This window comes from Pseudoalteromonas sp. SR44-8 (assembly GCF_014163635.1).
Lineage (GTDB): Bacteria > Pseudomonadota > Gammaproteobacteria > Enterobacterales > Alteromonadaceae > Pseudoalteromonas > Pseudoalteromonas rhizosphaerae.
The window spans coordinates 37,881-61,147 of the sequence record NZ_JACJDS010000015.1 but is presented as its reverse complement, the minus strand read 5'-3'; the positions used below and the strand labels follow the sequence as shown (position 1 = coordinate 61,147).

General features: G+C 41.0%; 20 protein-coding genes. 16 read left to right on the top strand and 4 right to left on the bottom strand.

Translation table 11 applies throughout. The features are described 5' to 3' along the window. Positions 1 to 26: 26 nt before the first annotated feature. From ftsB to rpoS, 9 genes are read left to right on the top strand one after another with little or no spacing between them, the layout of a single operon-like run. Positions 27 to 317, top strand: coding sequence for a cell division protein FtsB (ftsB, locus tag H5183_RS09415; RefSeq protein WP_145235264.1), 291 nt, complete (start codon positions 27 to 29; stop codon positions 315 to 317). Next, positions 307 to 1,008: a 2-C-methyl-D-erythritol 4-phosphate cytidylyltransferase gene (gene ispD, locus H5183_RS09410; RefSeq protein WP_182731533.1), complete on the top strand. Its 702-nt coding sequence runs from the start codon at positions 307 to 309 to the stop codon at positions 1,006 to 1,008. The genes ftsB and ispD overlap by 11 nt, the downstream gene beginning before the upstream one ends. Then, on the top strand, positions 1,005 to 1,487 hold the full coding sequence (ispF, locus tag H5183_RS09405) for a 2-C-methyl-D-erythritol 2,4-cyclodiphosphate synthase (RefSeq protein ID WP_182731532.1): 483 nt from the start codon (positions 1,005 to 1,007) through the stop codon (positions 1,485 to 1,487). The genes ispD and ispF overlap by 4 nt, the downstream gene beginning before the upstream one ends. Continuing rightward, the gene (gene truD, locus H5183_RS09400; protein ID WP_182731531.1) at positions 1,484 to 2,533 is read left to right on the top strand and encodes a tRNA pseudouridine(13) synthase TruD; all 1,050 of its coding nucleotides are present in this window, start codon (positions 1,484 to 1,486) and stop codon (positions 2,531 to 2,533) included. The genes ispF and truD overlap by 4 nt, the downstream gene beginning before the upstream one ends. Then, on the top strand, positions 2,514 to 3,278 hold the full coding sequence (gene surE, locus H5183_RS09395; RefSeq protein ID WP_145235272.1) for a 5'/3'-nucleotidase SurE: 765 nt from the start codon (positions 2,514 to 2,516) through the stop codon (positions 3,276 to 3,278). Before truD ends, surE begins: the two co-directional genes overlap by 20 nt. Further along, positions 3,268 to 3,906, top strand: coding sequence for a protein-L-isoaspartate(D-aspartate) O-methyltransferase (locus H5183_RS09390; RefSeq protein ID WP_145235274.1), 639 nt, complete (start codon positions 3,268 to 3,270; stop codon positions 3,904 to 3,906). Before surE ends, H5183_RS09390 begins: the two co-directional genes overlap by 11 nt. A 9-nt stretch (positions 3,907 to 3,915) precedes the next feature. Next, the gene (locus H5183_RS09385) at positions 3,916 to 4,494 is read left to right on the top strand and encodes a YqaA family protein (protein ID WP_145235276.1); all 579 of its coding nucleotides are present in this window, start codon (positions 3,916 to 3,918) and stop codon (positions 4,492 to 4,494) included. Positions 4,495 to 4,534: 40 nt separating this feature from the next. After that, the gene (locus H5183_RS09380; protein WP_182731530.1) at positions 4,535 to 5,359 is read left to right on the top strand and encodes a peptidoglycan DD-metalloendopeptidase family protein; all 825 of its coding nucleotides are present in this window, start codon (positions 4,535 to 4,537) and stop codon (positions 5,357 to 5,359) included. A gap of 59 nt (positions 5,360 to 5,418) precedes the next feature. Continuing rightward, on the top strand, positions 5,419 to 6,414 hold the full coding sequence (rpoS, locus tag H5183_RS09375) for an RNA polymerase sigma factor RpoS (RefSeq protein WP_145235280.1): 996 nt from the start codon (positions 5,419 to 5,421) through the stop codon (positions 6,412 to 6,414). 100 nt (positions 6,415 to 6,514) lie between these two features. On the opposite strand, the gene mutS is transcribed toward rpoS, so the two are convergent. Beyond that, positions 6,515 to 9,085 carry a DNA mismatch repair protein MutS gene (mutS, locus tag H5183_RS09370; protein WP_182731529.1) on the bottom strand — a complete coding sequence of 857 codons (2,571 nt, stop codon included), beginning with the start codon at positions 9,083 to 9,085 and terminating at the stop codon, positions 6,515 to 6,517. A gap of 21 nt (positions 9,086 to 9,106) precedes the next feature. Here mutS and H5183_RS09365 point away from each other — a divergent pair, with 21 nt between their 5' ends. Next, positions 9,107 to 9,595 carry a CinA family protein gene (locus H5183_RS09365; protein WP_145235284.1) on the top strand — a complete coding sequence of 163 codons (489 nt, stop codon included), beginning with the start codon at positions 9,107 to 9,109 and terminating at the stop codon, positions 9,593 to 9,595. A 68-nt stretch (positions 9,596 to 9,663) separates the two neighbouring features. Continuing rightward, positions 9,664 to 10,710, top strand: coding sequence for a recombinase RecA (gene recA / locus H5183_RS09360; protein WP_149982137.1), 1,047 nt, complete (start codon positions 9,664 to 9,666; stop codon positions 10,708 to 10,710). A gap of 97 nt (positions 10,711 to 10,807) precedes the next feature. Here the strand turns inward: recA and H5183_RS09355 are convergent, their stop codons facing one another. Continuing rightward, a complete protein-coding gene (locus H5183_RS09355) occupies positions 10,808 to 12,928 on the bottom strand; it encodes a TonB-dependent siderophore receptor (protein ID WP_145235289.1) in 2,121 nt (706 codons plus the stop codon). Positions 12,929 to 13,085: 157 nt separating this feature from the next. Continuing rightward, a complete protein-coding gene (locus H5183_RS09350; RefSeq protein WP_182731528.1) occupies positions 13,086 to 14,249 on the bottom strand; it encodes a DcaP family trimeric outer membrane transporter in 1,164 nt (387 codons plus the stop codon). Between the two features lie 307 nt (positions 14,250 to 14,556). Here H5183_RS09350 and acs point away from each other — a divergent pair, with 307 nt between their 5' ends. Continuing rightward, positions 14,557 to 16,497, top strand: a complete 1,941-nt coding sequence (gene acs, locus H5183_RS09345; protein ID WP_182731527.1) for an acetate--CoA ligase — start codon at positions 14,557 to 14,559, stop codon at positions 16,495 to 16,497. A gap of 97 nt (positions 16,498 to 16,594) precedes the next feature. Then, positions 16,595 to 17,248, top strand: coding sequence for a response regulator transcription factor (locus H5183_RS09340; protein ID WP_145235295.1), 654 nt, complete (start codon positions 16,595 to 16,597; stop codon positions 17,246 to 17,248). A 75-nt stretch (positions 17,249 to 17,323) separates the two neighbouring features. Here H5183_RS09340 and purU read toward each other — a convergent pair whose 3' ends face one another. Beyond that, complete coding sequence (gene purU, locus H5183_RS09335; protein WP_145235297.1) at positions 17,324 to 18,154, bottom strand: formyltetrahydrofolate deformylase; 831 nt, start codon at positions 18,152 to 18,154, stop codon at positions 17,324 to 17,326. Between the two features lie 229 nt (positions 18,155 to 18,383). On the opposite strand from purU, the gene H5183_RS09330 reads away from it, so the two are divergent. From H5183_RS09330 to H5183_RS21625, 3 genes are all read left to right on the top strand, one after another. After that, positions 18,384 to 21,281, top strand: a complete 2,898-nt coding sequence (locus tag H5183_RS09330; RefSeq protein ID WP_182731526.1) for a PKD domain-containing protein — start codon at positions 18,384 to 18,386, stop codon at positions 21,279 to 21,281. 207 nt (positions 21,282 to 21,488) lie between these two features. Beyond that, on the top strand, positions 21,489 to 21,758 hold the full coding sequence (locus tag H5183_RS09325) for a hypothetical protein (protein ID WP_182731525.1): 270 nt from the start codon (positions 21,489 to 21,491) through the stop codon (positions 21,756 to 21,758). A 148-nt stretch (positions 21,759 to 21,906) separates the two neighbouring features. Next, a complete protein-coding gene (locus tag H5183_RS21625) occupies positions 21,907 to 23,259 on the top strand; it encodes a PQQ-binding-like beta-propeller repeat protein (RefSeq protein ID WP_220496305.1) in 1,353 nt (450 codons plus the stop codon). Positions 23,260 to 23,267 lie beyond the last annotated feature (8 nt).

Below are 23,267 nucleotides of genomic sequence, written 5' to 3'. Positions count from 1 at the left end.
GGTAGAGTAAAATCAAGGAGTGTTTAATGCGACTGTTTCAATTCACGCTGCTGTGCTTAGCGTTATTTGTACAATATCGATTATGGTTTGGCCACAACGGTGTACAAGATTATAGTCGTTTAAAAGCTGCTGTTACTTCACATCACGATACTAATGCTCAATTGATCAAACGTAATAAAGTGCTTAAAGCCGATATTGAAGATTTAAAGCTTGGTCAAGAAGGTGTGGAAGAGCGCGCTCGAAATGAATTAGGGATGATCAAACCCGGCGAAACATTTATTCGTGTTTTACCCGGGCAGCAACAAAATGACAACTAATTATACCCTTGCAGCCATAGTCCCAGCCGCTGGCGTGGGAAGCCGTATGCAACATAGCGCACCGAAGCAATACATTCGCTTGGCTGGTAAAACAATTCTTGAACATACACTTGCTAAACTAGCGCAACTCAAACAATTAACGACTATTGTGGTGGCCGTCAGCGATGATGATCCTTATTTTGCTACACTGGAGTTTATTGATCAGCGCATTGTCCGTGCAAGTGGCGGCAAAGAGCGAGCCGACTCTGTACTTAATGGTTTATTAGCGCTTGCAGATAACCCGCCTGATTGGGTGTTAGTGCATGATGCGGCAAGGCCGCTGGTTACCTTGGCTGATATTGAGCGCTTACTTAGTGAGTGTATTAACGCTGACGAGGGCGGTATATTAGCAAGCAAAGTGAAAGATACCATTAAGCGCGGTGCAACTCATAGCCAACAAACAGTGCCACGGGATGACTTATGGCAGGCGTTGACCCCGCAATTATTTAAGTACCACGATTTAATGCAGGCATTGCAAACTGCGCTTGCTCAGCAGGTTACGATCACTGACGAAGCATCGGCAATAGAATGGGCGAATAAGCCCGTAAAGCTAGTGGCTGGGCGTAGCGATAATATTAAAATAACCACTCCAGAAGATTTAGATTTAGCCAACTTTTTACTCCAAAAACAACATAGTGAGAATGCATCATGATTCGTATAGGCCATGGCTTCGATGTCCATAAATTTGGTGGCGAAGGCCCGTTAACTATTTGTGGTGAAAAGATTGCTTACCCACAAGGCTTTTTAGCGCACTCTGATGGTGATGTTGCGATCCATGCACTATGCGATGCTATTTTAGGCTCATTAGCAATGGGCGATATTGGCAAGCACTTTCCTGATACCGCCAGTGAATATGAGAATATAGATAGCCGTATTTTATTACGCCATGTTGTTGATTTAGCTAAGCAGCAAGGCTATGTACTGGGTAATGCGGATGTAACGATAGTAGCGCAAGCGCCAAAAATGCTGCCGCATATTCAAGCCATGCGTAAAAATTTAGCCGCCGATTTAAATGCTGAACTGGACCAGGTAAATGTCAAAGCAACAACCACTGAAAAGCTCGGTTTTGAAGGGCGAAAAGAAGGTATTTCAAGTCATGCAGTGGTTATCATGAGCAAGCAATCACTATGAGCGAGTTAAATTATTTATACGGTGCACCATTATCTAAAGCAGATTTTAAAACCACTGCTGAAGATTTTATGGTTGATGAGGATTTAGGCATAGAGTTTACTGGCAGTGGTGAACACGTCTGTTTACAGGTCGTTAAAAAAGGCGAAAATACCCAATACGTTGCTAAATTACTTGCCCAAAAAGCGGGAATTTCGCCACGTGATGTCAGCTTCGCTGGTATGAAAGATCGCCACGGAGTATGTAGTCAGTGGTTTAGTGTGCCAGTACCCATTAAAAAAGACATTGATTTTACTGAGCTAAACAGTGAATCACTGTTTATCATTGCTCAGCAACGGCATAATCGTAAGCTGCGGACTGGCTGCCACAAAGGTAATAAATTCAGCATTATTCTGCGTAATGTAACTCAGCCGTTAGACATTCTTTGTCGTATCAACGCGGTACGCGCCGGGGTGCCTAACTATTTTGGCGAACAACGCTTTGGTCACGATGGTCATAATTTAGTGATGGCTAAAAAGATGTTTGCCGGTGAGCGCATTCGTGACAAAAAACTACGTGGTTTAATTATCTCTGCTGCACGTTCTTATGTGTTTAATCAAATAGTGAATTTGCGTGTTGCTGAGCACGGCTTAGCTAAAACCATGCACCGTGAAGTGTTTATGCTCAGTGGTAGCAATGCATTTTTTGAAGATGCCATTAGCGATGAAAATATCGCTCGTCTTGCCTCTGGCGATATTATGATGTCTGCGCCATTGGTCGGCACTAGCGAAAAAGGCCTCACCGAACAAGAAAAAATATGGCTAGAGCCGTATCAAGATTGGTGTGAAGGGCTTGGTAAGTTAGGGCTGAAAAATGAGCGCAGAATGTTGCGTTTGATCCCACAAGATTTAACCGTTGAAACGATTGATGAAACTACCATTAAATTGAGCTTTGGTTTACCCAAAGGCACCTTTGCCACGGCATTGTTACGTGAGCTGGTGGATTACACAGATGCAAGCCCACGAGTACATAAAGAACAGGACGCTGAAAATGAAAATTCTTCTAAGTAACGATGATGGTGTTAATGCAAAAGGTATTGCAGTGTTGTATCAGGCATTGACGCAAATTGCAGACGTAACGTTAGTTGCACCTGATCGCAATTGCAGTGGCGCAAGTAACTCACTGACGCTACTTAATCCACTGCGTGCTACCACGCTAGATAACGGGTTTATTTCGGTCAATGGTACGCCCACTGATTGTGTACATTTGGGCGTGAATGAATTACTTAATGAAAAGCCCGATTTAGTTGTGGCTGGCATTAATCATGGCGCGAATTTAGGTGACGATACTTTGTACTCAGGGACTGTTGCAGCAGCAACCGAAGGACGTCATTTAGGCTTGCCCGCAGTGGCGGTGTCTTTGTGCTCAAAAGAAGGCAATCATTTTGAAACGGCAGCAGCGGTGACTGTCAGCATAATTAAAGAGCTGGCGTCACATCCATTGCCAAAAGATCAAATCATCAATATTAATGTGCCAGATATTCCGTTATCTGAGCTAAAAGGCGTGCAAGTAACGCGTTTAGGTGCGCGTCATAAAGCAGAAACCATGACTAAACAACAAGATCCATGGGGACGAGACATTTATTGGTATGGGGTTTTAGGTGCCGAAAGTGATGCCGGAGAAGGTACAGACTTTTATGCTATCAATAATGGCTATGCATCGGTTACGCCACTAAGTGTTGATATGACAGCGAAAGATAGTTTGGCTGCGGTTGGTGAGTGGCTTAAAACAATGGAGATCAACGGTGCTGGCTAATTATACTCGAAGTGCCCGTGCGCTCGCTGACCTATTACAGCGTGAAGGTGTTGAAGATAAATTGGTACTCAGCGCTATTGCTGATATTCCACGTCATGTATTTGTTGATGATGTACTTAAGCATAAAGCGTATCAAAATACGGCGTTGCCAATAGGTCAAGGACAAACAATTTCACAGCCATATATTGTTGCCCGTATGACCGAGTTACTGCGTTTGGCTGGCGTGCGCGATAAAGTACTTGAGATAGGCACGGGTTCAGGCTATCAAACAGCGGTACTGGCGAAAACCTTTTCAAAAGTATTTTCGGTAGAGCGAATTAAAGCGTTACAATGGCAGGCTAAGCGCCGTTTACATAACCTAGACTTATACAACGTTTCCATGAAACATGGCGATGGTTGGCAAGGCTGGCAGTCACAAGCGCCGTTTGATGGCATCATTGTAACCGCCGCTGCATCGCAAGTCCCGCAGGCATTACTTGATCAACTCAGTGATGGTGGGGTGATGATTGCGCCAATCGGTAATGAAGATCAACAACTGGTTATGGTTGTGCGCGAAGGCGAAAAATTTACTCAACATGTTATTGCGCCAGTTAGATTTGTACCTTTAGTCCCTGGCGACATTGAATAGGAAGTCACTTTGAAATTGTTTACTAAGTTATACGATATGGCATTAGTGTGGGCAAAACATCGCCACGCAGAGCGTTATTTAGCTGGGATGAGTTTTGCTGAATCGGTTATTTTTCCTATTCCACCCGATGTAATGCTTGCGCCGATGTCGCTTGCACAACCGAGCAAAGCATGGCGCTATGCTACTTTTGCTACAGTTGCTTCGGTGCTTGGCGGTATTTTAGGTTATTTGCTCGGGTTTTGGTTGTTTGAACCTGTAGTAGAGCCATTAATAGCGCAAATGGGTTGGCAAGAAAAGTTTAATACCGCTTTAAGCTGGTTTAAAGATTATGGCGTATGGGTGGTGTTTTTAGCCGGTTTTTCGCCAATACCCTATAAAGTATTTACTATTGGTGCTGGGCTTTTGCACATGGCGTTTTTACCTTTTTTATTAGCCTCTGCTGTCGGGCGTGGTGCGCGGTTCTTTTTAGTTTCAGCGCTAATGAAGTGGGGCGGAGTAAAAATGGAGCAAAAATTACGTCAATATGTTGAGGTACTTGGCTGGGGGGTAGTGATTTTAGTGGTGGTTGCATACTTTTTATTACGTTAAGCATCTAAATAACTACTTTTAGCACAAGGAGCAAAACACCATGAATAAACAGTACGTCTTCTATGTTACTTTATTTACAAGTGTTTTGCTCAGTGCCTGCTCATCTCGACATGCCCCTGCTCCGGTCAGTAGTTTAAATACCAGTGTTAAACCTTATACTAGTAAAGTAAATATTAATGGTGACCGCTACACGGTTAAAAAAGGTGATACGTTATATTCGATAGCCTTTAGCGCCCAGCAAGATTTCCGCACGTTGGCAAAAAATAATGGCATACCAGCCCCTTACATAATCCAACCGGGGCAAACAATTTCTTTTAATAATGTACCTGAAAAAATAAAAAGGCATAAAAAATATACGAAACCGAGTAAAAAGTCTACAAGTGACATACAAAAAAATAACAAAAAATTAAAGAAAGAGCTTGATCAGCCAAAACAACGAGAGTATGTTCAAAAACAAGCCAATAGGAAAATTAGTAAAAATAACAGTTTGTCCTCGACCCAAGTTAAGTGGTCGTGGCCAGCTAAAGGAACAGTAACTCAGCGTTTTTCAACCAAGGAAAGCGGTTATAAAGGGTTACAAATTACTAATAAAAAAGGTGTCGCTGTTTTTGCCGCAGCACAAGGGACTGTAGTTTATGCGGGTAATGCACTTAGAGGATACGGTAATTTAATTATTTTGAAACATAATGATGATTATCTTAGTGCCTATGCACATAACTCTAAGTTGCTAGTTAAAGAAAAACAGGATGTGAAAGCTGGGCAAAAAATAGCCGAGATTGGCAGTTCAGACTCTGAAGTGACGGCATTGCGTTTTGAAATCCGTTACCGAGGACAAGCTGTTAATCCTGAGAAGTATTTGCCTTAGCTATCGGTCGGGTATTGATCATAGTGATTAAGATCACTTGTTTGCTTGAGGGTACGCTCATGGGTAACACAGCAAAAATAGAAAAAACGAAAGATGCGATTGATGATAAATTTGATGATATAGCTGTCGCTGATACAGACTCTGAATTATTAGATGACGTCGATAAAGATGATGACAAAGAAGATGAAATATTTGCCAAAGAGGAAATCACTAAGAATTTAGATGCGACTCAGCTGTATTTAGGTGAAATTGGTTTTTCGCCATTATTAAGTGCTGAAGAAGAAGTCTTTTTTGCCCGCAAAGCATTAAAAGGCTGTAGCGCTTCTCGTAAACGAATGATTGAAAGTAATTTACGTTTAGTTGTTAAAATCGCCCGCCGTTATAACAATCGTGGCCTTGCGTTACTTGATTTAATTGAAGAAGGTAATCTTGGTTTGATCCGCGCCGTTGAAAAATTTGATCCTGAACGTGGTTTTAGATTTTCGACCTATGCGACTTGGTGGATCCGTCAAACAATTGAACGCGCCATCATGAATCAAACCCGCACAATTCGCTTACCAATCCATGTAGTGAAAGAACTTAACGTTTATTTACGCACCGCACGTGAACTAACGCAAAAGCTGGATCATGAGCCCACTGCCGAAGAAATTGCAGCGTGTTTAGACCGACCAGTTGAAGACGTAACTAAAATGCTGCGTTTAAACGAGAAAATCACCTCTGTAGATACACCTATTGGTGGTGAAAACGATAAAGCATTGTTAGATATTATTGCCGATGAAAAAGGCTTTGGCCCGGAAGGCGAAGTACAAAATAATGATATCAATAAGCACATTGTAGACTGGTTAGGTGAGCTTAATCCTAAGCAACGTGAAGTGCTTGCACGTCGTTTTGGTTTGTTAGGTTATGAGCCATCAACACTTGAAGATGTGGGTCGTGAAATCGGTTTAACGCGTGAGCGAGTAAGACAAATTCAAGTAGAAGCACTGCGCCGCTTAAAAGATATTTTGCAGCATGAAGGATTAAGCACTGATAGCTTGTTTGATCAGTTTTCATAACATTGATAGAGCAATAGACGCAGCAACACAAACACACACAGAAAATAATTATTAAAAGCTGAGGAGCTAACTCTTCAGCTTTTTTTGTGCTTAAAGCATGCTACAGCAGCGATTTTAGCTTATATAGTAAATCTTGAGCTTGGCGTGGGCTTAAGTTATCTAGGTCAACCTCAGCGAGTTGTGCTTCTACCTGTGATGGTTCAGCTGCAAACAATGATGGCTGTACTGCATTGATATCAGCAGTGACTGGCTGATGATTCTCCAGCATTTTAAGCTTTTGTTTTGCCTGCTTTATAACTGCTTTTGGCACCCCAGCTAAGGCTGCTACTTGCAAGCCAAAACTTTTACTTGCGGCACCATCAAGTACGGTATGCATAAAGGCGATTGTGTCGTTGTGCTCTATCGCATCTAAGTGAACATTCACCAGTCCCGCTTGTTGCTCGGCCAGTTCGGTAAGTTCAAAATAATGGGTTGCGAATAAAGTTTTAGCGGATATTTTTGATGCTAAATGATCCGCTGTTGCATAAGCTAATGATAGACCATCGTAGGTACTCGTCCCTCGGCCAATTTCATCCATTAACACCAGTGACTGCGCGGTAGCATTGTTTAAAATGGTGGCTGTTTCGGTCATTTCGACCATGAAGGTTGAGCGACCTGATGCTAAGTCATCACTGGCGCCAATACGTGTAAATATACGGTCGATATTACCAATCTTAGCGCTGTCTGCTGGCACAAAGCTACCAATGTGTGCCATTAACACAATCAGTGCAGTTTGGCGCATATAGGTTGATTTACCGCCCATATTTGGTCCCGTAATGATCAGCATTTTACGCTGAGCATTAAGCTCTACAGGATTGGCAATGAAAGGGTCTTTCATTACTTGTTCAACAACTGGGTGGCGACCTTGCTTAATACTAATGTCATCGTTATCGCACAGTAGCGGTTTTGCATAGTTCAATGCAATTGCACGCTCGGCAAGGTTATTTAGCACATCTAAATCTGCCAGTGCTGCCGCCATTATTTGTAGCTGTTCAATGTGCGGGGCAATAAATTCAAACAGTTGTTCGTAAAGTTGCTTTTCAAGCGCCAGAGCTTTTGATTGGCTACCTAACACTTTATCTTCATGCTCTTTAAGCTCTGGAATTATATAACGTTCGTTATTTTTAAGCGTTTGGCGACGAATATAATCAGCAGGCACTAAATGTGCGTTGGCACGACTTACTTCAATAAAAAAGCCATGCACACGGTTATAACCGATTTTAAGGGTGCTAATACCGGTGCGTTCACGCTCGCGCTGTTCGAGTTGCTCAAGAATGTCGGTAGCGCCTTGGCTGAGTGAACGCCATTCATCGAGTTCACTGTTGTAACCCGGTGCAATTACGCCACCATCACGAATAAGTACCGGTGGGTTTTCAATCACTGCTTGCTCAAGTAATTGCTGTAAATCAGGTAATTCAGGAGATTGCGCGATGATCTGACTAATGCGAGGATCGCTGGCATCGGTTAATAGCTCGTGCAGTGGAGCTAGGGCTTGTAGTGCGCTACGCAGACGGGTTAAATCGCGCGGACGAGCGGTCCACAATGCTAAACGAGCAATAACACGCTCAATATCACCTATTTGTTTTAACGACTCATGTAGCTCACCACACAGCTGTACATCGATAATGGCACTAATCGCATTAAGGCGAGCGTTAAGCTCAGGTTTAGAACGTATTGGTGTATGAATACGACGCTTTAATAGCCGTGAGCCCATCGCTGTTGCTGTTTTATCAAGTACTTGTGCTAAGGTGTTTTCAAAGCCACCAGAGAGGTTAACGGTCAACTCTAAATTTTTACGAGTGGCAGCATCTAAGATTACTGCATGTTCGTTATGTTCTAATGTGATGGCGCGAATATGGGGTAGAGCAATACGTTGCGTGTCTTTCACATATTGCATAAGGCAACCGGCGGCAACTAATGCAGCAGTTGCTTTATCAACCCCAAAACCGACTAAATCTTTGGTGCCAAACTGCTCGCATAACAAATGTTGTGCAGTGTCTAAGTCAAACTCCCATTCAGGACGACGGCGAATACCTTTGATATGCTCAATCAAATGAAAGTTGGCAAAGTCTTCGCTATAGAGTAACTCTGCTGGTGCTAAGCGTTGTAAAGTTGAACTAAATGCTTCTTCAGTATTTACTTCAACAATATTAAAACGGCCTGAGTTAATATCTAAGTAAGCAATGCCATACACGCCTTTTTTACTTTGCCAAACGCTGGTCAGTAAATTATCTTGGCGCTCTTGTAATAGTGCTTCATCAGAAATGGTGCCAGGGGTAACAATGCGTACAACTTTGCGCTCAACAGGTCCTTTGCTGGTTGCAGGGTCGCCTATTTGCTCACAAATAGCGACGGATTCACCCATTTGTACCAAACGAGCTAAATAGTTCTCTACCGCATGATAAGGGACGCCTGCCATAGGAATAGGATCGCCGCCGGCTTTACCACGGTGAGTTTGTGAAATATCAAGCAGTTGTGCTGCACGTTTTGCATCATCAAAAAATAGCTCGTAAAAATCGCCCATGCGATAAAACAGTAAAATATCACGATGCTCAGATTTTATTTTTAGATACTGCTGCATCATCGGAGTTTGTTGACTTATATTGTGCGGTGCATAAAGATCGAACGACATGTATTTACCCAAAGGCTGAATATGGAATTACATCAAGAGATTAAAACACTTGCTGCGCAGTTAGGCGCTATTTTAACGGATAAACGCTTATGGATCACTAGTGCTGAATCATGTACTGGTGGTGGAGTGAGTTATGCGTTAACAGATACCCCTGGCAGCTCGGCTTATATTGACCGTGCATTTGTAACATACAGTAATCAAGCTAAGCAGGATTTACTAGGGGTTACAGAGCAAACCTTAACTTTATACGGCGCAGTGAGTGAGCAAACTGTTTTGCAAATGGCCGCGGGTGCGTGTAAGGCCGCAGGGGCAGATATTTCGGTTGCAGTATCGGGGATTGCAGGTCCGGGTGGTGGCAGTACAGAAAAACCAGTAGGTTTAGTATGGTTTTGTATTCAAATTGGCGAGAAACAGTATCCGAGCCAACAGATATTCGCAGGCGATAGAGCGCAAGTTAGGTTGCAAGCTATTGTTTACTCATTAAAAACCATTATAGAAAAGATAAATTAGTAAAATTAGCTTGATACTGTGATTTCATACAGTATACTTGTCTGCATTAGCCGGATTTGGAGAGTAAAATGAACGATAACAAACAAAAAGCGTTGGACGCTGCTTTATCTCAAATTGAACGTCAATTTGGTAAAGGCTCAATAATGAAATTGGGTGACAATAAAGCGTTAGATATTGATGCTATATCAACAGGCTCTCTGGGCATTGATATCGCATTAGGCATAGGTGGTTTACCTATGGGGCGTATTGTTGAGATTTATGGCCCTGAATCATCAGGTAAAACAACGCTAACATTACAAGTTATTGCTGAAGCACAAAAAGAAGGTAAAACCTGTGCTTTCGTTGATGCTGAGCATGCACTTGATCCAATTTATGCCCAAAAATTGGGTGTAAATATTGATGAGTTATTAGTTTCACAACCTGATACAGGTGAACAAGCACTTGAAATTTGTGACATGTTAGTACGCTCAAGCGCTGTTGATGTGGTTGTTGTCGATTCGGTTGCGGCATTAACACCGAAAGCTGAAATTGAAGGCGACATGGGTGATTCACACATGGGCCTACAAGCACGTTTAATGTCACAAGCATTACGTAAGCTAACTGGTAATATCAAACGTTCAAACACTTTATGTATTTTCATTAACCAAATCCGCATGAAAATTGGTGTTATGTTTGGTAACCCAGAAACCACTACTGGTGGTAACGCACTTAAATTTTACGCGTCAGTACGTTTAGATATTCGTCGTATCGGTTCTGTTAAAGAGGGCGACGAAGTGGTGGGTAACGAAACCCGCGTTAAAGTGGTGAAAAACAAAGTTGCTCCTCCGTTTAAGCAAGCTGAATTTATCATCATGTATGGTGAAGGCATCTCTAAGCATGGCGAGTTAATTGACTTAGGTGTTAAGCATAAGCTGGTTGAAAAAGCAGGTGCTTGGTATAGCTACAATGGTAGTAAAGTTGGTCAAGGTAAATCAAACTCAATTAAGTTCTTGAAAGAGAACCCTGAGATTTCTAACGAGATTGAAGGTAAATTGCGTGATATGTTGTTATTAAAAGCAACAATTAAGCCTGACGATATTGAAGACACAGTGTTAGCAGATGATGCTGAGCTTTAAAAGTATTTAATAAGCGCGATTTGACCCGCACTTAACATTAAAAAAGCCGCTAAATAATATTTAGCGGCTTTTTTGTATTTGTATTTTTGTTAGCGAGTTATAACTGCCAATTCACTGAGACAGTGAAGTTACGTGGTGCACCATAGTAGCCTTGCTCCCAATACAGGCTGTGGATGTATTTTTCATTGGTTACATTATTAATATTGAACGACAAACCGACATTATCCGTAATATCGTAAGTAGTCATAAGGTTTAAGATACCGAATGCATCTTGTTTGGTAACTGGAGTAACACCCAGTGCTGTAATTGGCTGAATGCGTTTAGTGTCATCTTGCCAGCGGTAATTTAAGCCAAATGTTAGCCCTTCAATCTCAGTCACTTTATGAGTGATGGCAAGTTTATACTGGTTTTTAGGGGTGTAATTCTTAACAAGCTCATCACCATCAATATTGATGGTGCTATAACTAAAACTAGTACTGAGGGTTTCAGTAATTTTACCGCTAAGCTCCACTTCAAAACCATCACTGTTAATACCATCAGCACCATAGTAACGGGTGTCATCAGGTTTTGAGCCTGGAATTGCAACCGCAAGGCCAACTTGCTTAGCATCAAAATAAGCAAGGGTAACAAACAGGTTACTGTCTAATAACTGTGCTTTTACGCCTATTTCACTGCTTTTACCTGTGATTGGATCGAGGTAATCACCATTGATCTCACGCTCAGTTTGCGGCACAAATGTTTCTGTGTAGCTGGCATACGCTGCTAGATCGTCGTTAATATCGTACACAGTGCCAAAATAAGGAATGGTTTTATCCGCTTTTTTATCTTTGGCAACACCATACGACATACCTTTAGATTGCCAGTTAACTTGGCTAACACCGGCTAAAAAGCTGAGTGAGTCGGTAGCACGAATACGCGTAGAAATATAAGCAGAACGTTGTCTGTTAGTAACATCACCACCGGTCAAACCATCCGTAAGCGTTGCCACTGGCGCTGCGCCATCCCAGCCACCAAGCTCTGGCATTGGAGGATAACCATTGCCTGTCGTGTTGTCATAAAGTGACTTATCATAATTATCCATATCAGCCTGGTTCACACCAAATGATAAATCATGCGCCATGCCGAATAAATCGAACTTACCCGCAACGTATAAATCAAAAATGTCGTGCTTGTCTTTATGGTCATACTCACTTGCATAACCCGTTAAGCCAAGGCCGGTTTCACGATCGGGAGTACCAAAAACGTAAAATAGCTCAGAATCTTGCTCATTTACTAAATGCGCGTAATTTGCTTTTAAAAACCAAGTATTAGTAATGTTTTGTTCAACTGAGACGAAAAGTTGCTCAGTAGAGTTATTCCAATATGACCAATCTGACGCTGTACTTGTCGATACATCAAAATTTGTTGCACTACCATCGCTATAATAAAGCGGTAATGCTCCCCAAAGCGGGCTGTCGGCATCTTTTTGTTGATTGACATAGTTTACCGATAAAGTCGTACTGTTGGTAAGCTGGCCTTCATAGGCAAGGTAATAAATGGTTTTGTCTTGTTCGTAGCGATCTAGGTATGAATCTGTTTTTTGTTTTGTAAACGCAACACGTACGGCCTGATTTTCAGTTAACGCCGTTGAGGCGTCGAGTTCCAAGCGTTTGTTACTCCATGAACCAAACGATGCAGAGGCGCTTACTTTTGTTTGATAAGTTGGCTTTTTAAGTACCATGTTAACGGTAGCTGACGGGTTACCTGCACCAGTCATCAAACCATTTGCGCCGCGAACAACTTCTACGCTTTCAAAAATAGAGGTATCAAGTGTACCTTGAATCGAGCCGTTATCTTGCGGGGTACCCATGCCATTTACTTGGAAGTTAGTAATTTCAAAACCACGGGCTTTAAAATATGTGCGATCTGTTTCTATTTGTTCAACAGTTACGCCTGGCGTGCTTTCTAGTACGGCATTAATATCATCGAGAGAGAAGTCGTCCATTAAGGCGCGCGATATAACAGAGATCGACTGCGGTGTTTCTTTAATTGTTAAGCCCAATTTGGTTGCTGACTGCGCATCTTCCGTAATGTAATTTTTATGGTGTTGTCCATACACAGCTATTTTTTCAAGGGATTCATGATTGTTATTTTCTTCGGTTGCGTGAACAACACCACTTATAGCTAGCGAAGTAAAAGCTGCTAATTTAGATAAACGTAAAAACTGCGGGGCAGACATGTGACATCCCATAAATTAAAAAGAAGTACGCAATTTAATCTAAATAGCAACGATTTGTAATTGCATTGTTGTGTTTTATTCGATAAAGAGTTTGATTTTGGAGTAATAAAAAAGCGGCCAAAGCCGCTTAAGGAAGTAATATAATTTTAGTTTTAGCTTAGAACGCGTATTTAACTGAGAACTGCAGGCGATCTAAATCACCATCAACGCCACTTTCTGTTTCGCGTTCTGCATGCTTTAACTCAGCACCAAACGTTAAACGTTTAACTGGTGAGTATAAAATATTAGCGCTATAGCTTTGGCTAGATTCAGTTGGGTCACCGGTAATCGTAAGCAAATCAGTGTTATTGTCTGCTGAGAAGAACGAGTAAAGGAATGTTGAGCGCCATTGGTTATTCCAATTGTGCTGGTAAGCAATAAACCCTGATGTAGAGTCAATTGCATCTAGCTCATCACCATTAAGCACTGCACCATGCGCAACATTTAAGCCAACGTAACGACCTAAGCCTTTACCTTGGGTAAGCATAAATTTAACGTTGTCTTGGCCAACTTTAAACATACCTGATGCACTAATGCCAATTGATGTTTCATTAGCGTCAAGGCCGCCCACTTTATAAGTAAGTTGACGAGCAAGCGCTGCAACCACTAAGTTACCCCAATCAGCAGTATGTGTGTAACGTGCTGTGAAATCCGGTAATGATGCATCATCGGTTACAGCCATACCATTTGAAGTTGTAATTGTACTTTCAGGGTTTTCTAGCGAGAAAGACCATGCGCCAGTTGTGTATTTAACTTGTGCTTGGCGAACAAATACCGTGCCTTCAGCTGGACCTACAAAATCAAGAGTTTCAGGCAGTGCACCAACATTTTGGAAGTTTGACCATGTTTGACCAAACAACCAGCCGTCGTAAGAAATAAATGCGTGGCGAATACGTGGCGCATATGAGTTAGATACGCGTTCATTACCGCCAGCAGCAGATGCTAAAAAGTCTATTTCGATTTTACTACTTATGGTTTTGCCGTTGTCTAGGAGTGTTGATGTGCCAAAATTAAAACGAGACTGACGTGCGTGCATATCAAATACAGCATCAGAGTTGTTGTCGGCACCGACTGTTAATGTACTTGGTACATAAAAGTCACGCCCTACATTTGTTCCTGCAGGCGCGCCAGCTGAATAATCACTCCACATTGCATCGAGTTTTATATAACCACCATAAGTAACATCAGTGCCACCAATCGTTGCGGCTTGTGCTGTAGCTGAGAGCGCGCACAATACGGCAGTGGCAGTAAGTGTTTTTAATACTGTTGATTTTGTTGTCATAGTCAAAGTCCTATTCGGGGCTGCTTGTTGCATCATGATACTTGTGTTGTGATACCACTTTTGATTAAGTATGCTTTTTACTCAATTACCTATTGGTCTATTAGACTAAGGTGGCAAGCTTGCTACCCTAGTTTAAACATATCATTAACATTTTGTATTAATAGCGTAAAATGATGAAATTTTAAAACAATTAGAGCGTTCAGTGAAATAAATCAAAGATAATACAACTAAGGTCTAATACTTTCGCCCGCTATGCTGGGTGATCCTTAAGATAGGCCTTAGGCAAGTAATTAAAATGGAGACGACTATGTCACAAAGTATCTATCCAGTTCCTGCACATATCAAGAATGCAGCCTTAGTTGATAACGATAAATATAATACACTTTACAAGCAATCTATTGATGATCCAGAAGGTTTTTGGGCAGAGCACGGTAAACGTCTCGATTGGTCAACACCTTTTACTAAAGTAAAAAATACCTCTTTTGATAAAGGCCATATCAGTATTAAATGGTATGAAGATGGCGAACTTAATGCTTCGTATAACTGTATTGACCGCCATCTGGCAACTAAAGCAGATAAAACGGCATTGATCTGGGAAGGCGACGATCCATCGCAAAGTGAACATATTTCTTATCAACAGCTGCATGACGAAGTGGCAAAATTTGCCAATGGTTTGAAAAAACTCGGTGTTAAAAAAGGCGATCGTATTGCTATTTACATGCCTATGTCACCGCAAGCTGTTTATGCAATGCAAGCATGTGCGCGTTTAGGTGCAATTCACTCGGTAGTCTTTGGTGGTTTCTCACCATCAGCAATTGCTGATCGTATTAAAGATTCTGGTGCTAAAATTGTTATTACTTCTGATGAAGGGCGTCGTGCAGGCAATACAGTGCCGCTTAAAGCAAATGTTGATGAAGCCGTTGCACAACAGTCGGTCACTACCATCGAACACGTTGTTGTACATCAGTTAACGGGTGGCGAGGTACAATGGCATGAACATGATGTATGGTGGCATGATTTAGTTGCTGATCAAGCCCCAGACTGTGCACCAGAGCCGATGAATGCAGAAGATCCACTCTTTATTCTTTACACTTCAGGTTCAACAGGTCAGCCTAAAGGGGTGGTTCATACGACTGGTGGTTATTTAGTATATGCATCGATGACTCACGAATATGTGTTTGATCTAAAAGAAGATGATATCTTTTGGTGTAGCGCCGATGTGGGCTGGATCACAGGTCACAGTTACATTGCTTACGGCCCATTAGTTAATGGTTGTACGCAAGTCTTATTTGAAGGTGTACCCACTTACCCAACCGCAGGACGTATGGGTGAAGTAGTCGATAAGCATAATGTTACAATTTTATACACAGCGCCAACGGCAATTCGTGCACTGATGGCCAAAGGCGATGAACCAACAGCGACCTCAAACCGCGATAGCCTACGTATTTTGGGCTCGGTGGGGGAGCCAATCAACCCAGAAGCATGGACTTGGTATTACGAAAACATGGGTAAAGGTAACTGCCCAATTGTTGATACTTGGTGGCAAACTGAAACTGGTGGCATCATGATCACACCTTTACCAGGTGCAATTGATATGAAACCAGGTTCTGCAACCCGTCCATTCTTTGGTATTGCGCCAGCATTATTTGATGCTGAAGGTAATGCTCTGGAAGGCGCAGTTGATGGTAACTTAGTTATTCTTGATAGCTGGCCATCACAAGCTCGAACAGTTTATGGCGATCATGAACGTTTTGAACAAACTTACTTCTCTGCTTATCCGGGTGTGTACTTTACTGGAGACGGTTGTCGCCGTGATGAAGATGGTTACTACTGGATCACCGGCCGTGTTGATGATGTATTAAACGTATCAGGACATCGCTTAGGTACTGCCGAGATTGAGAGTGCACTGGTTGCTCACCCTGCGGTTGCCGAAGCTGCTGTAGTAGGTTACCCGCACGATATTAAAGGCCAAGGTATTTATGTTTACCTAACGCCAAACGAGGGTGTAACGGTCAGTGACGAATTAACCAAAGAGGTACGTAATTGGGTTCGTAAAGAGCTTAGCCCAATTGCATCGCCAGATATGATCCAATGGTCACCAGGTTTACCTAAAACCCGCTCAGGTAAGATCATGCGTCGTATTTTACGTAAGATCGCTGCAAATGAGCACGAGCAATTAGGTGATACCTCAACACTTGCAGACCCTGGTGTGGTTGATGAATTAATCGAGAACCGATTAAATCGTTAAATATGCGTTAAAAACTTGATTAGAAGTTGATTCTAAACGTAGTATATCGGCTGTCAGCTATTTGATAGATGGCAGCCGAATTCATTAGGAGTGAACCATGAGTCAGTTTTTAATAGCGGATGACCACCCGTTATTTCGCGAAGCACTAAAAGGGGCATTAACGGCAAAGTTTGATGGTTTAGAGGTTTTTGAATCTGAAAATTTTGAAACTACATTGCAAGTGCTTAGTGAACAAGAAGATTTAGATATCTTACTACTAGACCTACATATGCCCGGCAGTGGCGATTTATATGGCCTAATTCGCATTCGTGAAGATTATCCAAGCTTGCCAATTGCTGTTGTCTCTGGCAGTGAAGATATCAATATTGTTTCAAAAGTTATGAGCTACGGGGCGATGGGATTCATTCCTAAGTCATCATCATCAGATGATATTGCCGGAGCAATTAATCAAATACTCGATGGCGATGTATGGCTACCACCTGAGCTTAAAGACAAAGTAGCGAGCGTTACCAATGAAGATAAAGAAATCGCCGCTCAAGTAGCCTCCCTTACCCCACAGCAATATAAAGTGCTGCAGTACTTGCACGAAGGTTTGTTGAATAAACAGATCGCTTATGAACTACATATTTCAGAAGCAACGATCAAAGCGCACATCACCGCGATATTCCGTAAGCTTGGAGTGTATAACCGCACGCAAGCGGTGTTGATAGCTGCAAAATTACAACTCGAACCTATCGAGCAAACACATTAAGTACAGTATAAAAGTGTCAATAATAATAAAAATAAAGAGGCGTTGCGCCTCTTCATTCTACTCTATTTCTAGAGCCTAGCTAAATACGACGGTTCTATTACCATTAATAAATAGCTTATGTTCTGATGCTAATTGCAGTGCCTTACAAAACACTGTTTTCTCTACATCTTTGCCCATTTTAGCCATCATTTCGGCAGTGTTTGCGTGGTTTACATGGGTGACGTCTTGCATAATAATCGGCCCTTCATCGAGCTCATTATTAACAAAATGCGCTGTTGCACCAATGATCTTAACTCCTCGTTCAAATGCCTGATGATATGGTTTTGCACCGATAAAAGCAGGTAAAAATGAATGATGAATATTGATAATTTTACCATCAAAGCGGCCTACAAATTCAGGGCTTAAAATCCGCATATATTTGGCAAGGCCAATGATATCGGGATTGTAGCTGGCAATTAAGTCACCCACTTGCAGGTCGTGTTCAGCGCGTGATAGACCTTCATGGCTGACCACATGAAACGGCACATCAAAGCCCTTCGCCAATGGCGCTAAGTCAGGATAATTAGCAATCACAGCCAATACTTCAATATTCAGTGCTTGCTCAAATTGCTTTAGCAATACGCCCCCTAAGCAGTGGGCTTCTTTAGTCGCTAGTAACACCACTTTAGTTTTCTCGTCAGTGTGCAGTGCTAATTGCGCGCCATCGGGTAACAAAGCTTGTAATTGATTTAAAAAATCTGGATCTGGTTGGCCCGTTAGTTCAGTGCGCATAAAAAAGCGCTGAGCATCTTTATCTACAAATTCATTATTGCGGGTAATATTTAAATTATGCTGATGACAAAGTCCGGTAATTTTCGCTATTAAGCCCACATCATCGGCACATTGCGTGGTTAGTATCGTGTTCATTTTTCCTCATTCTAATCCCGTGAACAGTGGCTCCATTATTTGTTAATTTGTCACAATAGCAAGGGCTTTATTGAGAAATTCAGTATTACCTAAATTGCTATAAGTGGAAAATAAAAAAATATTTTAATTTTGTGAGAAATTATTATACAGATTTCGTTATGGGTTATTTATTGTTCATTATCTTATTGTCGTCAGGTAGACAAAATATAACAACGAAAGGGATAATTTTATGAATCTAATTAAATCAATGCTTGCGGCATCTATTTCGCTGGCTTTATTGTCTGGCTGTGAATCTGATTTTGTTGATCACCCTGATGAGCCTATAAATACCGCACCAGTTATTAGCGTAAGCGATACAGCAGTAGTTGAAAAACAAGCTATTTCAATCAGTGCCACAGTGCAAGATGAAGGCCCCGTTACTTATCTTTGGAGCCAAAATGCAGGGTTGTCAGTTGCATTAGAGAACACCAATACAGGGACTGTTAGCTTTATTGCGCCAAGTGTTAGCGAAGATAAAAAAATATCTTTAAATTTAACTGTTACAGACAGTGAAGGTTTAACGAGTGAAAAAAATGTTGTAGTTGATATTCAACAGCAGCTGGTTAAATTATCACTGGAAGGCATAGCAACAGATTCCCCCTTAATTGACGCGGCTATAAAAGCCAAAATAGGATCGCAAGAGTTCACGACAACGACAAATAGCGATGGTTATTATAGCTTAGAGTTAGCACTTGACGATGATGCTGATATGAGTCAATTGGTGACAATTGAAGCACAAGGTAAAGAGCAACAACAAGCCGCTTTGTTGCAGTCACGACTAATGAGCTTTGCAAGCTTGAAAACGAAAGCGGGCGATGACGCTGTACTTACTAATGACGAAGACTTTTCGGTAAATATTACTAATCTAACCACAGCAAAGTCGGCGCTTTTGGCGCAAGAAAATTTATTCGTAGACATTAAAAGCGAGCAAGACTTGAAACGCTTGTCGAATGAGATTAGTGCTGATGAGCTCGTTAAGGTTGCTACGGCTATAAAAGTTATTTTGGACAAATCAACGAGCAATGAATTATTTGCTTTACCCGAGGGAGTAAATAATGTTTTAGAGCTGGCTTTAGATAATGAAAAAATGACTCAGTATATTAAAAAAGTGGAGCAAACGCCCGAGTTTAGCCAGGCCCAAGAAGAAATGCTAGCTGATGAGAAGGTGGTTCAGTCTACAAAGACTAATAACATTAAAACTTTTTACTATAATCGTGGCAATTTATCTATTAATCAAGTTATTGAATTAGATAACGACGGCACTGGTCGTTACCTTCTTCAAAATTATGATGGTCGCTTCGACTGGATATATCAAAACGATGTGTATACCTTAAATAATCCTGAAGGTTTTTATGCTTATCAGACTACTGCTGATATTGAAATTGATGGTGAAACAAAGCGGGTTCGCCAAGAGGTTACTACTTATAAAGCAGAGCTAAAGATAATTGCGGCAACTGAAAATAGTTTTTTAGTCAAAGAAACTGAGTATAAAAATGTAGAGTACCCAGATGGTGAGTTAGAAAATTATCAACTCACTAACGAGTCTATCCTTAAAGTATTCACTCAAAATGAGCAAGTTGATTTTACCTTCGCGCAAACTCAAAACCCTATTGCATTGCCTGCACCGTATATTTTCGTTGATCAAGTATCTCTTGGTGCGATTACGTTAATGTTAAATGACGATGGAACAGGTGCTGTTTCAGAGCTTGGAAATACGCCTATTACTTGGCGAATGATAGAAGATAATAACAAACAGTCATTACATATCACACTGAGTGATTACGATAATGAAACAATACTATTTAGGCAATTAACAAGTGATGGTGATATTGCAACGTTTGCTGCATTTAGTGAATTTGACGGAATTAAAAATGCGAGTGTAGGTACTGGCAGCATTATCGACGAATCAGAGACATTCAATATTGCAACAATCCCTGGAATATATAGCTACAACTTTGATGGTAAGAGTTTAGATGAGTTTTGGTTTGAGCTTTGGCCTGATGGCAAAGCTATTTCGATGAGTGTGTACGACAGCAATGAGGATGGGCAATTATCAGTTGCTGAAAGTCGAATTTATGCTGGTAACTGGCATCTTGATGATGACATTCTTACAATAACGCGAAACCTAAATGGACGAGATGATTGTTACTACGTTGAGCAAGATCCTAATTGCTGGTTGTGGAATACTCGGCAATGGAAGCTAATTGAACAGATCGAAGATACTATTTATGTAAATAACATGCATCAATTTACCTATAGCCAAGGTGAGGAACCAAGAGAGAAAACGTTCGATAATCGCAAGTTTAATCGAGCAACTGAGCGGCCTATTTCGTCTCCACTACCTGATGAAATTTTACAACAGATAGGCTATCAGCCCCCTGTTTCTTTGACTGGCCTAATTAGCCCTAATAACTACTTGGGTAAGCGTTTGTATTTTACAGATCATGATTATAAAGTGGAAGGCGAGCTTGGTTATTTTCAATTTGATGACAATAACTCATTTCAATATTATCAAGATAACAACCTATCAACAGGGACTTACCAGATATTTTCTGATAATCAATTAATATTACGCGATGGTTCATCATTAATGTATGGGGCTAATTATAGTTTATTAATTGGCTCGAGTAATGTGGTAATTGCTACTTTTGAAGAGCATATTTGGCCGCATTTTACTAGCGAAAACGATGCCAAAGAATACATGAGTATTGTTGCCGACAATAAACCAGTAAGTAACGTCGAACATTTAATCGGGCGCGATATATATATGGTTGACCGAGATCGAGATGATCAGTGGGTGGTTAGTTATTTGAAGTTTGATGAAGATAAAATCACAATTTATAGTGATGAAAGTTTCACAACCATTAATACAGAGCTTGATTACAGTGTTGATGACACAGGCATGATTAGCTTCCCTGATGATCAAAATACAATGTACTTATCGTTAGTGACTGATGAGTTTAATATTATTATTACTAATGATGTAGGAAATAGCAGTAAAGATTTTAACTATTTCTTATTTGATCAGCAAAAAGCAAAAGATTTTGTTAACAACACAAATGCATTAAGAGAAAGCGCACAGCGTTAACTCCACTTACAATCTTTTAGTTTTAACAAAAAGAAAGCGCGATAATTTTTATCGCGCTTTTATTCGTTTTAGTGGCCTGCAAAATTACCGTCGCAGAGATTTTATATCACGTAAAATGTGTAAATGTTAGGTTATAAGGCCGACGCGGGGTAAACCCTTAAAAGAACGGGGGTAAACCCGCTGTTATGGTGTTGTATGGAGGTGATTGTGGCTCGTTTAATTTTTTGTTGTTTGATGGTTGGTGTTTTATCAGGGTGCGCGATGAGTGACCCATCTGCAGAGATTGATGAAAATCAGTATGTATATCCTTATAAATGTACACATAAAGGAGAGGTTGAATATCATTCAATCACGGCACGTGAGCCTTTAAGTAAAGCGTTTTTAGCTAAAATGCAAAATGCATTGCACGAGGGCTTTGAGCTAGACCCTAATAGTTGCGTGCCTGTAGAGGCAATACCAGACGCTAAGAATAAGTAATTCGTCTCAACGATTTAGTAACGCCATTAAGACAGATAAAAATATTTTAAATTTATGAGAAAAATTTAACTGCTATTCGTGTCTGTCATTGTTGTGATTTCTTCGTAAAATTTATTTAGCTATAAATAATAACTATCTAAGGAATTACATGAAGTTACAGTTTGAATCACCTAAAGTTAAAACATCAATTTTATTCACGTTCAGTCTTCTTCTATCTGCTTGTGGAGGTGGTAGCGATGACTCACAAACTACAAAATCTGATGCAGATAAACAGCCAGATAAAGTAGAAGCGTCGCGCTTAGTGTGGGAAAAATTATTACCAACAACAAGCTTTGCTTATTACTCGTCACCGGCACTTAGTGCTGATGAGCAAACAATTTATATAGGCACAGCTAAGAATGTACGCAATGACCCCGCAGGCAGTGATTTGATGGTAGCTTATAACCGCAATGGCAGTGAAAAGTGGCGTTACACTTTGCCTAATGGTGAAGAAGTGCGTTCAAGCCCTGTTGTACATAATGAAAATATTTATTTCACTGTTGATAAGCGAGTAGGTGAGTTTGAAAAAGCATATCGCGATTTAGTAGCTCTAAATAGTAGCGGCGAGCAAATGTGGCGTCAACGCGTATCTGATTATGGCTTTCAAACAGGTTCTGGTTTAACCAAGGTTGCGGCTTTTGAAGGCCAAGTTATATATACCGGTTTAGATATCCGCGCTTTTAATGCGCAAACGGGTGATAGCTTGTTTGAGCGTTTATGTAACTGTGTAGAGCGACAAGACCGATTTGTAAATGGAGCGGTAAATCACAATGGAGAATTGGTATTTTATGATGAAGGACGCGTACTTAAGCTTGATTTAAATAGTTATGAGTTAGTTGGCGAATTCAAAGATATAGACACCTTTGAAGGTGACTTGGTTTACTCTACTCCAGCTATTGATTCTAACAATAATATTTACTTTGGGTCTGAAGCCGGAGTTTTATACAGCTTTGATGATAATTTGGATCTTCGTTGGCAGTTTGAGTTACCAAACCCGCAGGTGTTCGAGGCGCCATACATTCGCTCATCGGTAGCGATAGATGAGTCGCGTAGTACGATTTATTTTGGTACAAAAAATAATGATGATAGTGAGTTTTACGCACTCGATATCAATGATAAAAGTATAAAATGGCAAGTGGCAATTACCGGTGATGTTTATGTGTCTCCTACCATTGGCGATAATGGTAATGTGTACTTTTCTTCAGAAAGTAATTTACTTTATACATATAAACCAGATGGCACGCTTGCATGGCAATATGATTTAAAAGCAAATGTAACTTGGTCTTCTCCAGCTATCGATAGTCAGGGGGTTTTATACATAGGTACTTTATCTGAAAGTAATGTATCGGCCGCAAGTGCAACAGGTAAGCTTGTGGCTATTCAAACCGACAGCACAGGTTTAATGCCTAATACTTGGTCTAAAATTCACCGGGATAATCAAAATAGTGGCGTGGTTAAGTAATCTCAGGC

Excerpts from the sequence above, each read along its gene's own strand:
- ftsB (WP_145235264.1), top strand. The coding sequence starts at position 27 with ATGCGACTGTTTCAATTCACGCTGCTGTGCTTAGCGTTATTTGTACAA.
- ispD (WP_182731533.1), top strand. The coding sequence starts at position 307 with ATGACAACTAATTATACCCTTGCAGCCATAGTCCCAGCCGCTGGCGTG.
- ispF (WP_182731532.1), top strand. The coding sequence starts at position 1,005 with ATGATTCGTATAGGCCATGGCTTCGATGTCCATAAATTTGGTGGCGAA.
- truD (WP_182731531.1), top strand. The coding sequence starts at position 1,484 with ATGAGCGAGTTAAATTATTTATACGGTGCACCATTATCTAAAGCAGAT.
- surE (WP_145235272.1), top strand. The coding sequence starts at position 2,514 with ATGAAAATTCTTCTAAGTAACGATGATGGTGTTAATGCAAAAGGTATT.
- H5183_RS09380 (WP_182731530.1), top strand. The coding sequence starts at position 4,535 with ATGAATAAACAGTACGTCTTCTATGTTACTTTATTTACAAGTGTTTTG.
- rpoS (WP_145235280.1), top strand. The coding sequence starts at position 5,419 with ATGGGTAACACAGCAAAAATAGAAAAAACGAAAGATGCGATTGATGAT.
- mutS (WP_182731529.1), bottom strand. The coding sequence starts at position 9,085 with ATGTCGTTCGATCTTTATGCACCGCACAATATAAGTCAACAAACTCCG.
- H5183_RS09365 (WP_145235284.1), top strand. The coding sequence starts at position 9,107 with ATGGAATTACATCAAGAGATTAAAACACTTGCTGCGCAGTTAGGCGCT.
- recA (WP_149982137.1), top strand. The coding sequence starts at position 9,664 with ATGAACGATAACAAACAAAAAGCGTTGGACGCTGCTTTATCTCAAATT.
- H5183_RS09355 (WP_145235289.1), bottom strand. The coding sequence starts at position 12,928 with ATGTCTGCCCCGCAGTTTTTACGTTTATCTAAATTAGCAGCTTTTACT.
- H5183_RS09350 (WP_182731528.1), bottom strand. The coding sequence starts at position 14,249 with ATGACAACAAAATCAACAGTATTAAAAACACTTACTGCCACTGCCGTA.
- acs (WP_182731527.1), top strand. The coding sequence starts at position 14,557 with ATGTCACAAAGTATCTATCCAGTTCCTGCACATATCAAGAATGCAGCC.
- H5183_RS09340 (WP_145235295.1), top strand. The coding sequence starts at position 16,595 with ATGAGTCAGTTTTTAATAGCGGATGACCACCCGTTATTTCGCGAAGCA.
- purU (WP_145235297.1), bottom strand. The coding sequence starts at position 18,154 with ATGAACACGATACTAACCACGCAATGTGCCGATGATGTGGGCTTAATA.
- H5183_RS09330 (WP_182731526.1), top strand. The coding sequence starts at position 18,384 with ATGAATCTAATTAAATCAATGCTTGCGGCATCTATTTCGCTGGCTTTA.
- H5183_RS21625 (WP_220496305.1), top strand. The coding sequence starts at position 21,907 with ATGAAGTTACAGTTTGAATCACCTAAAGTTAAAACATCAATTTTATTC.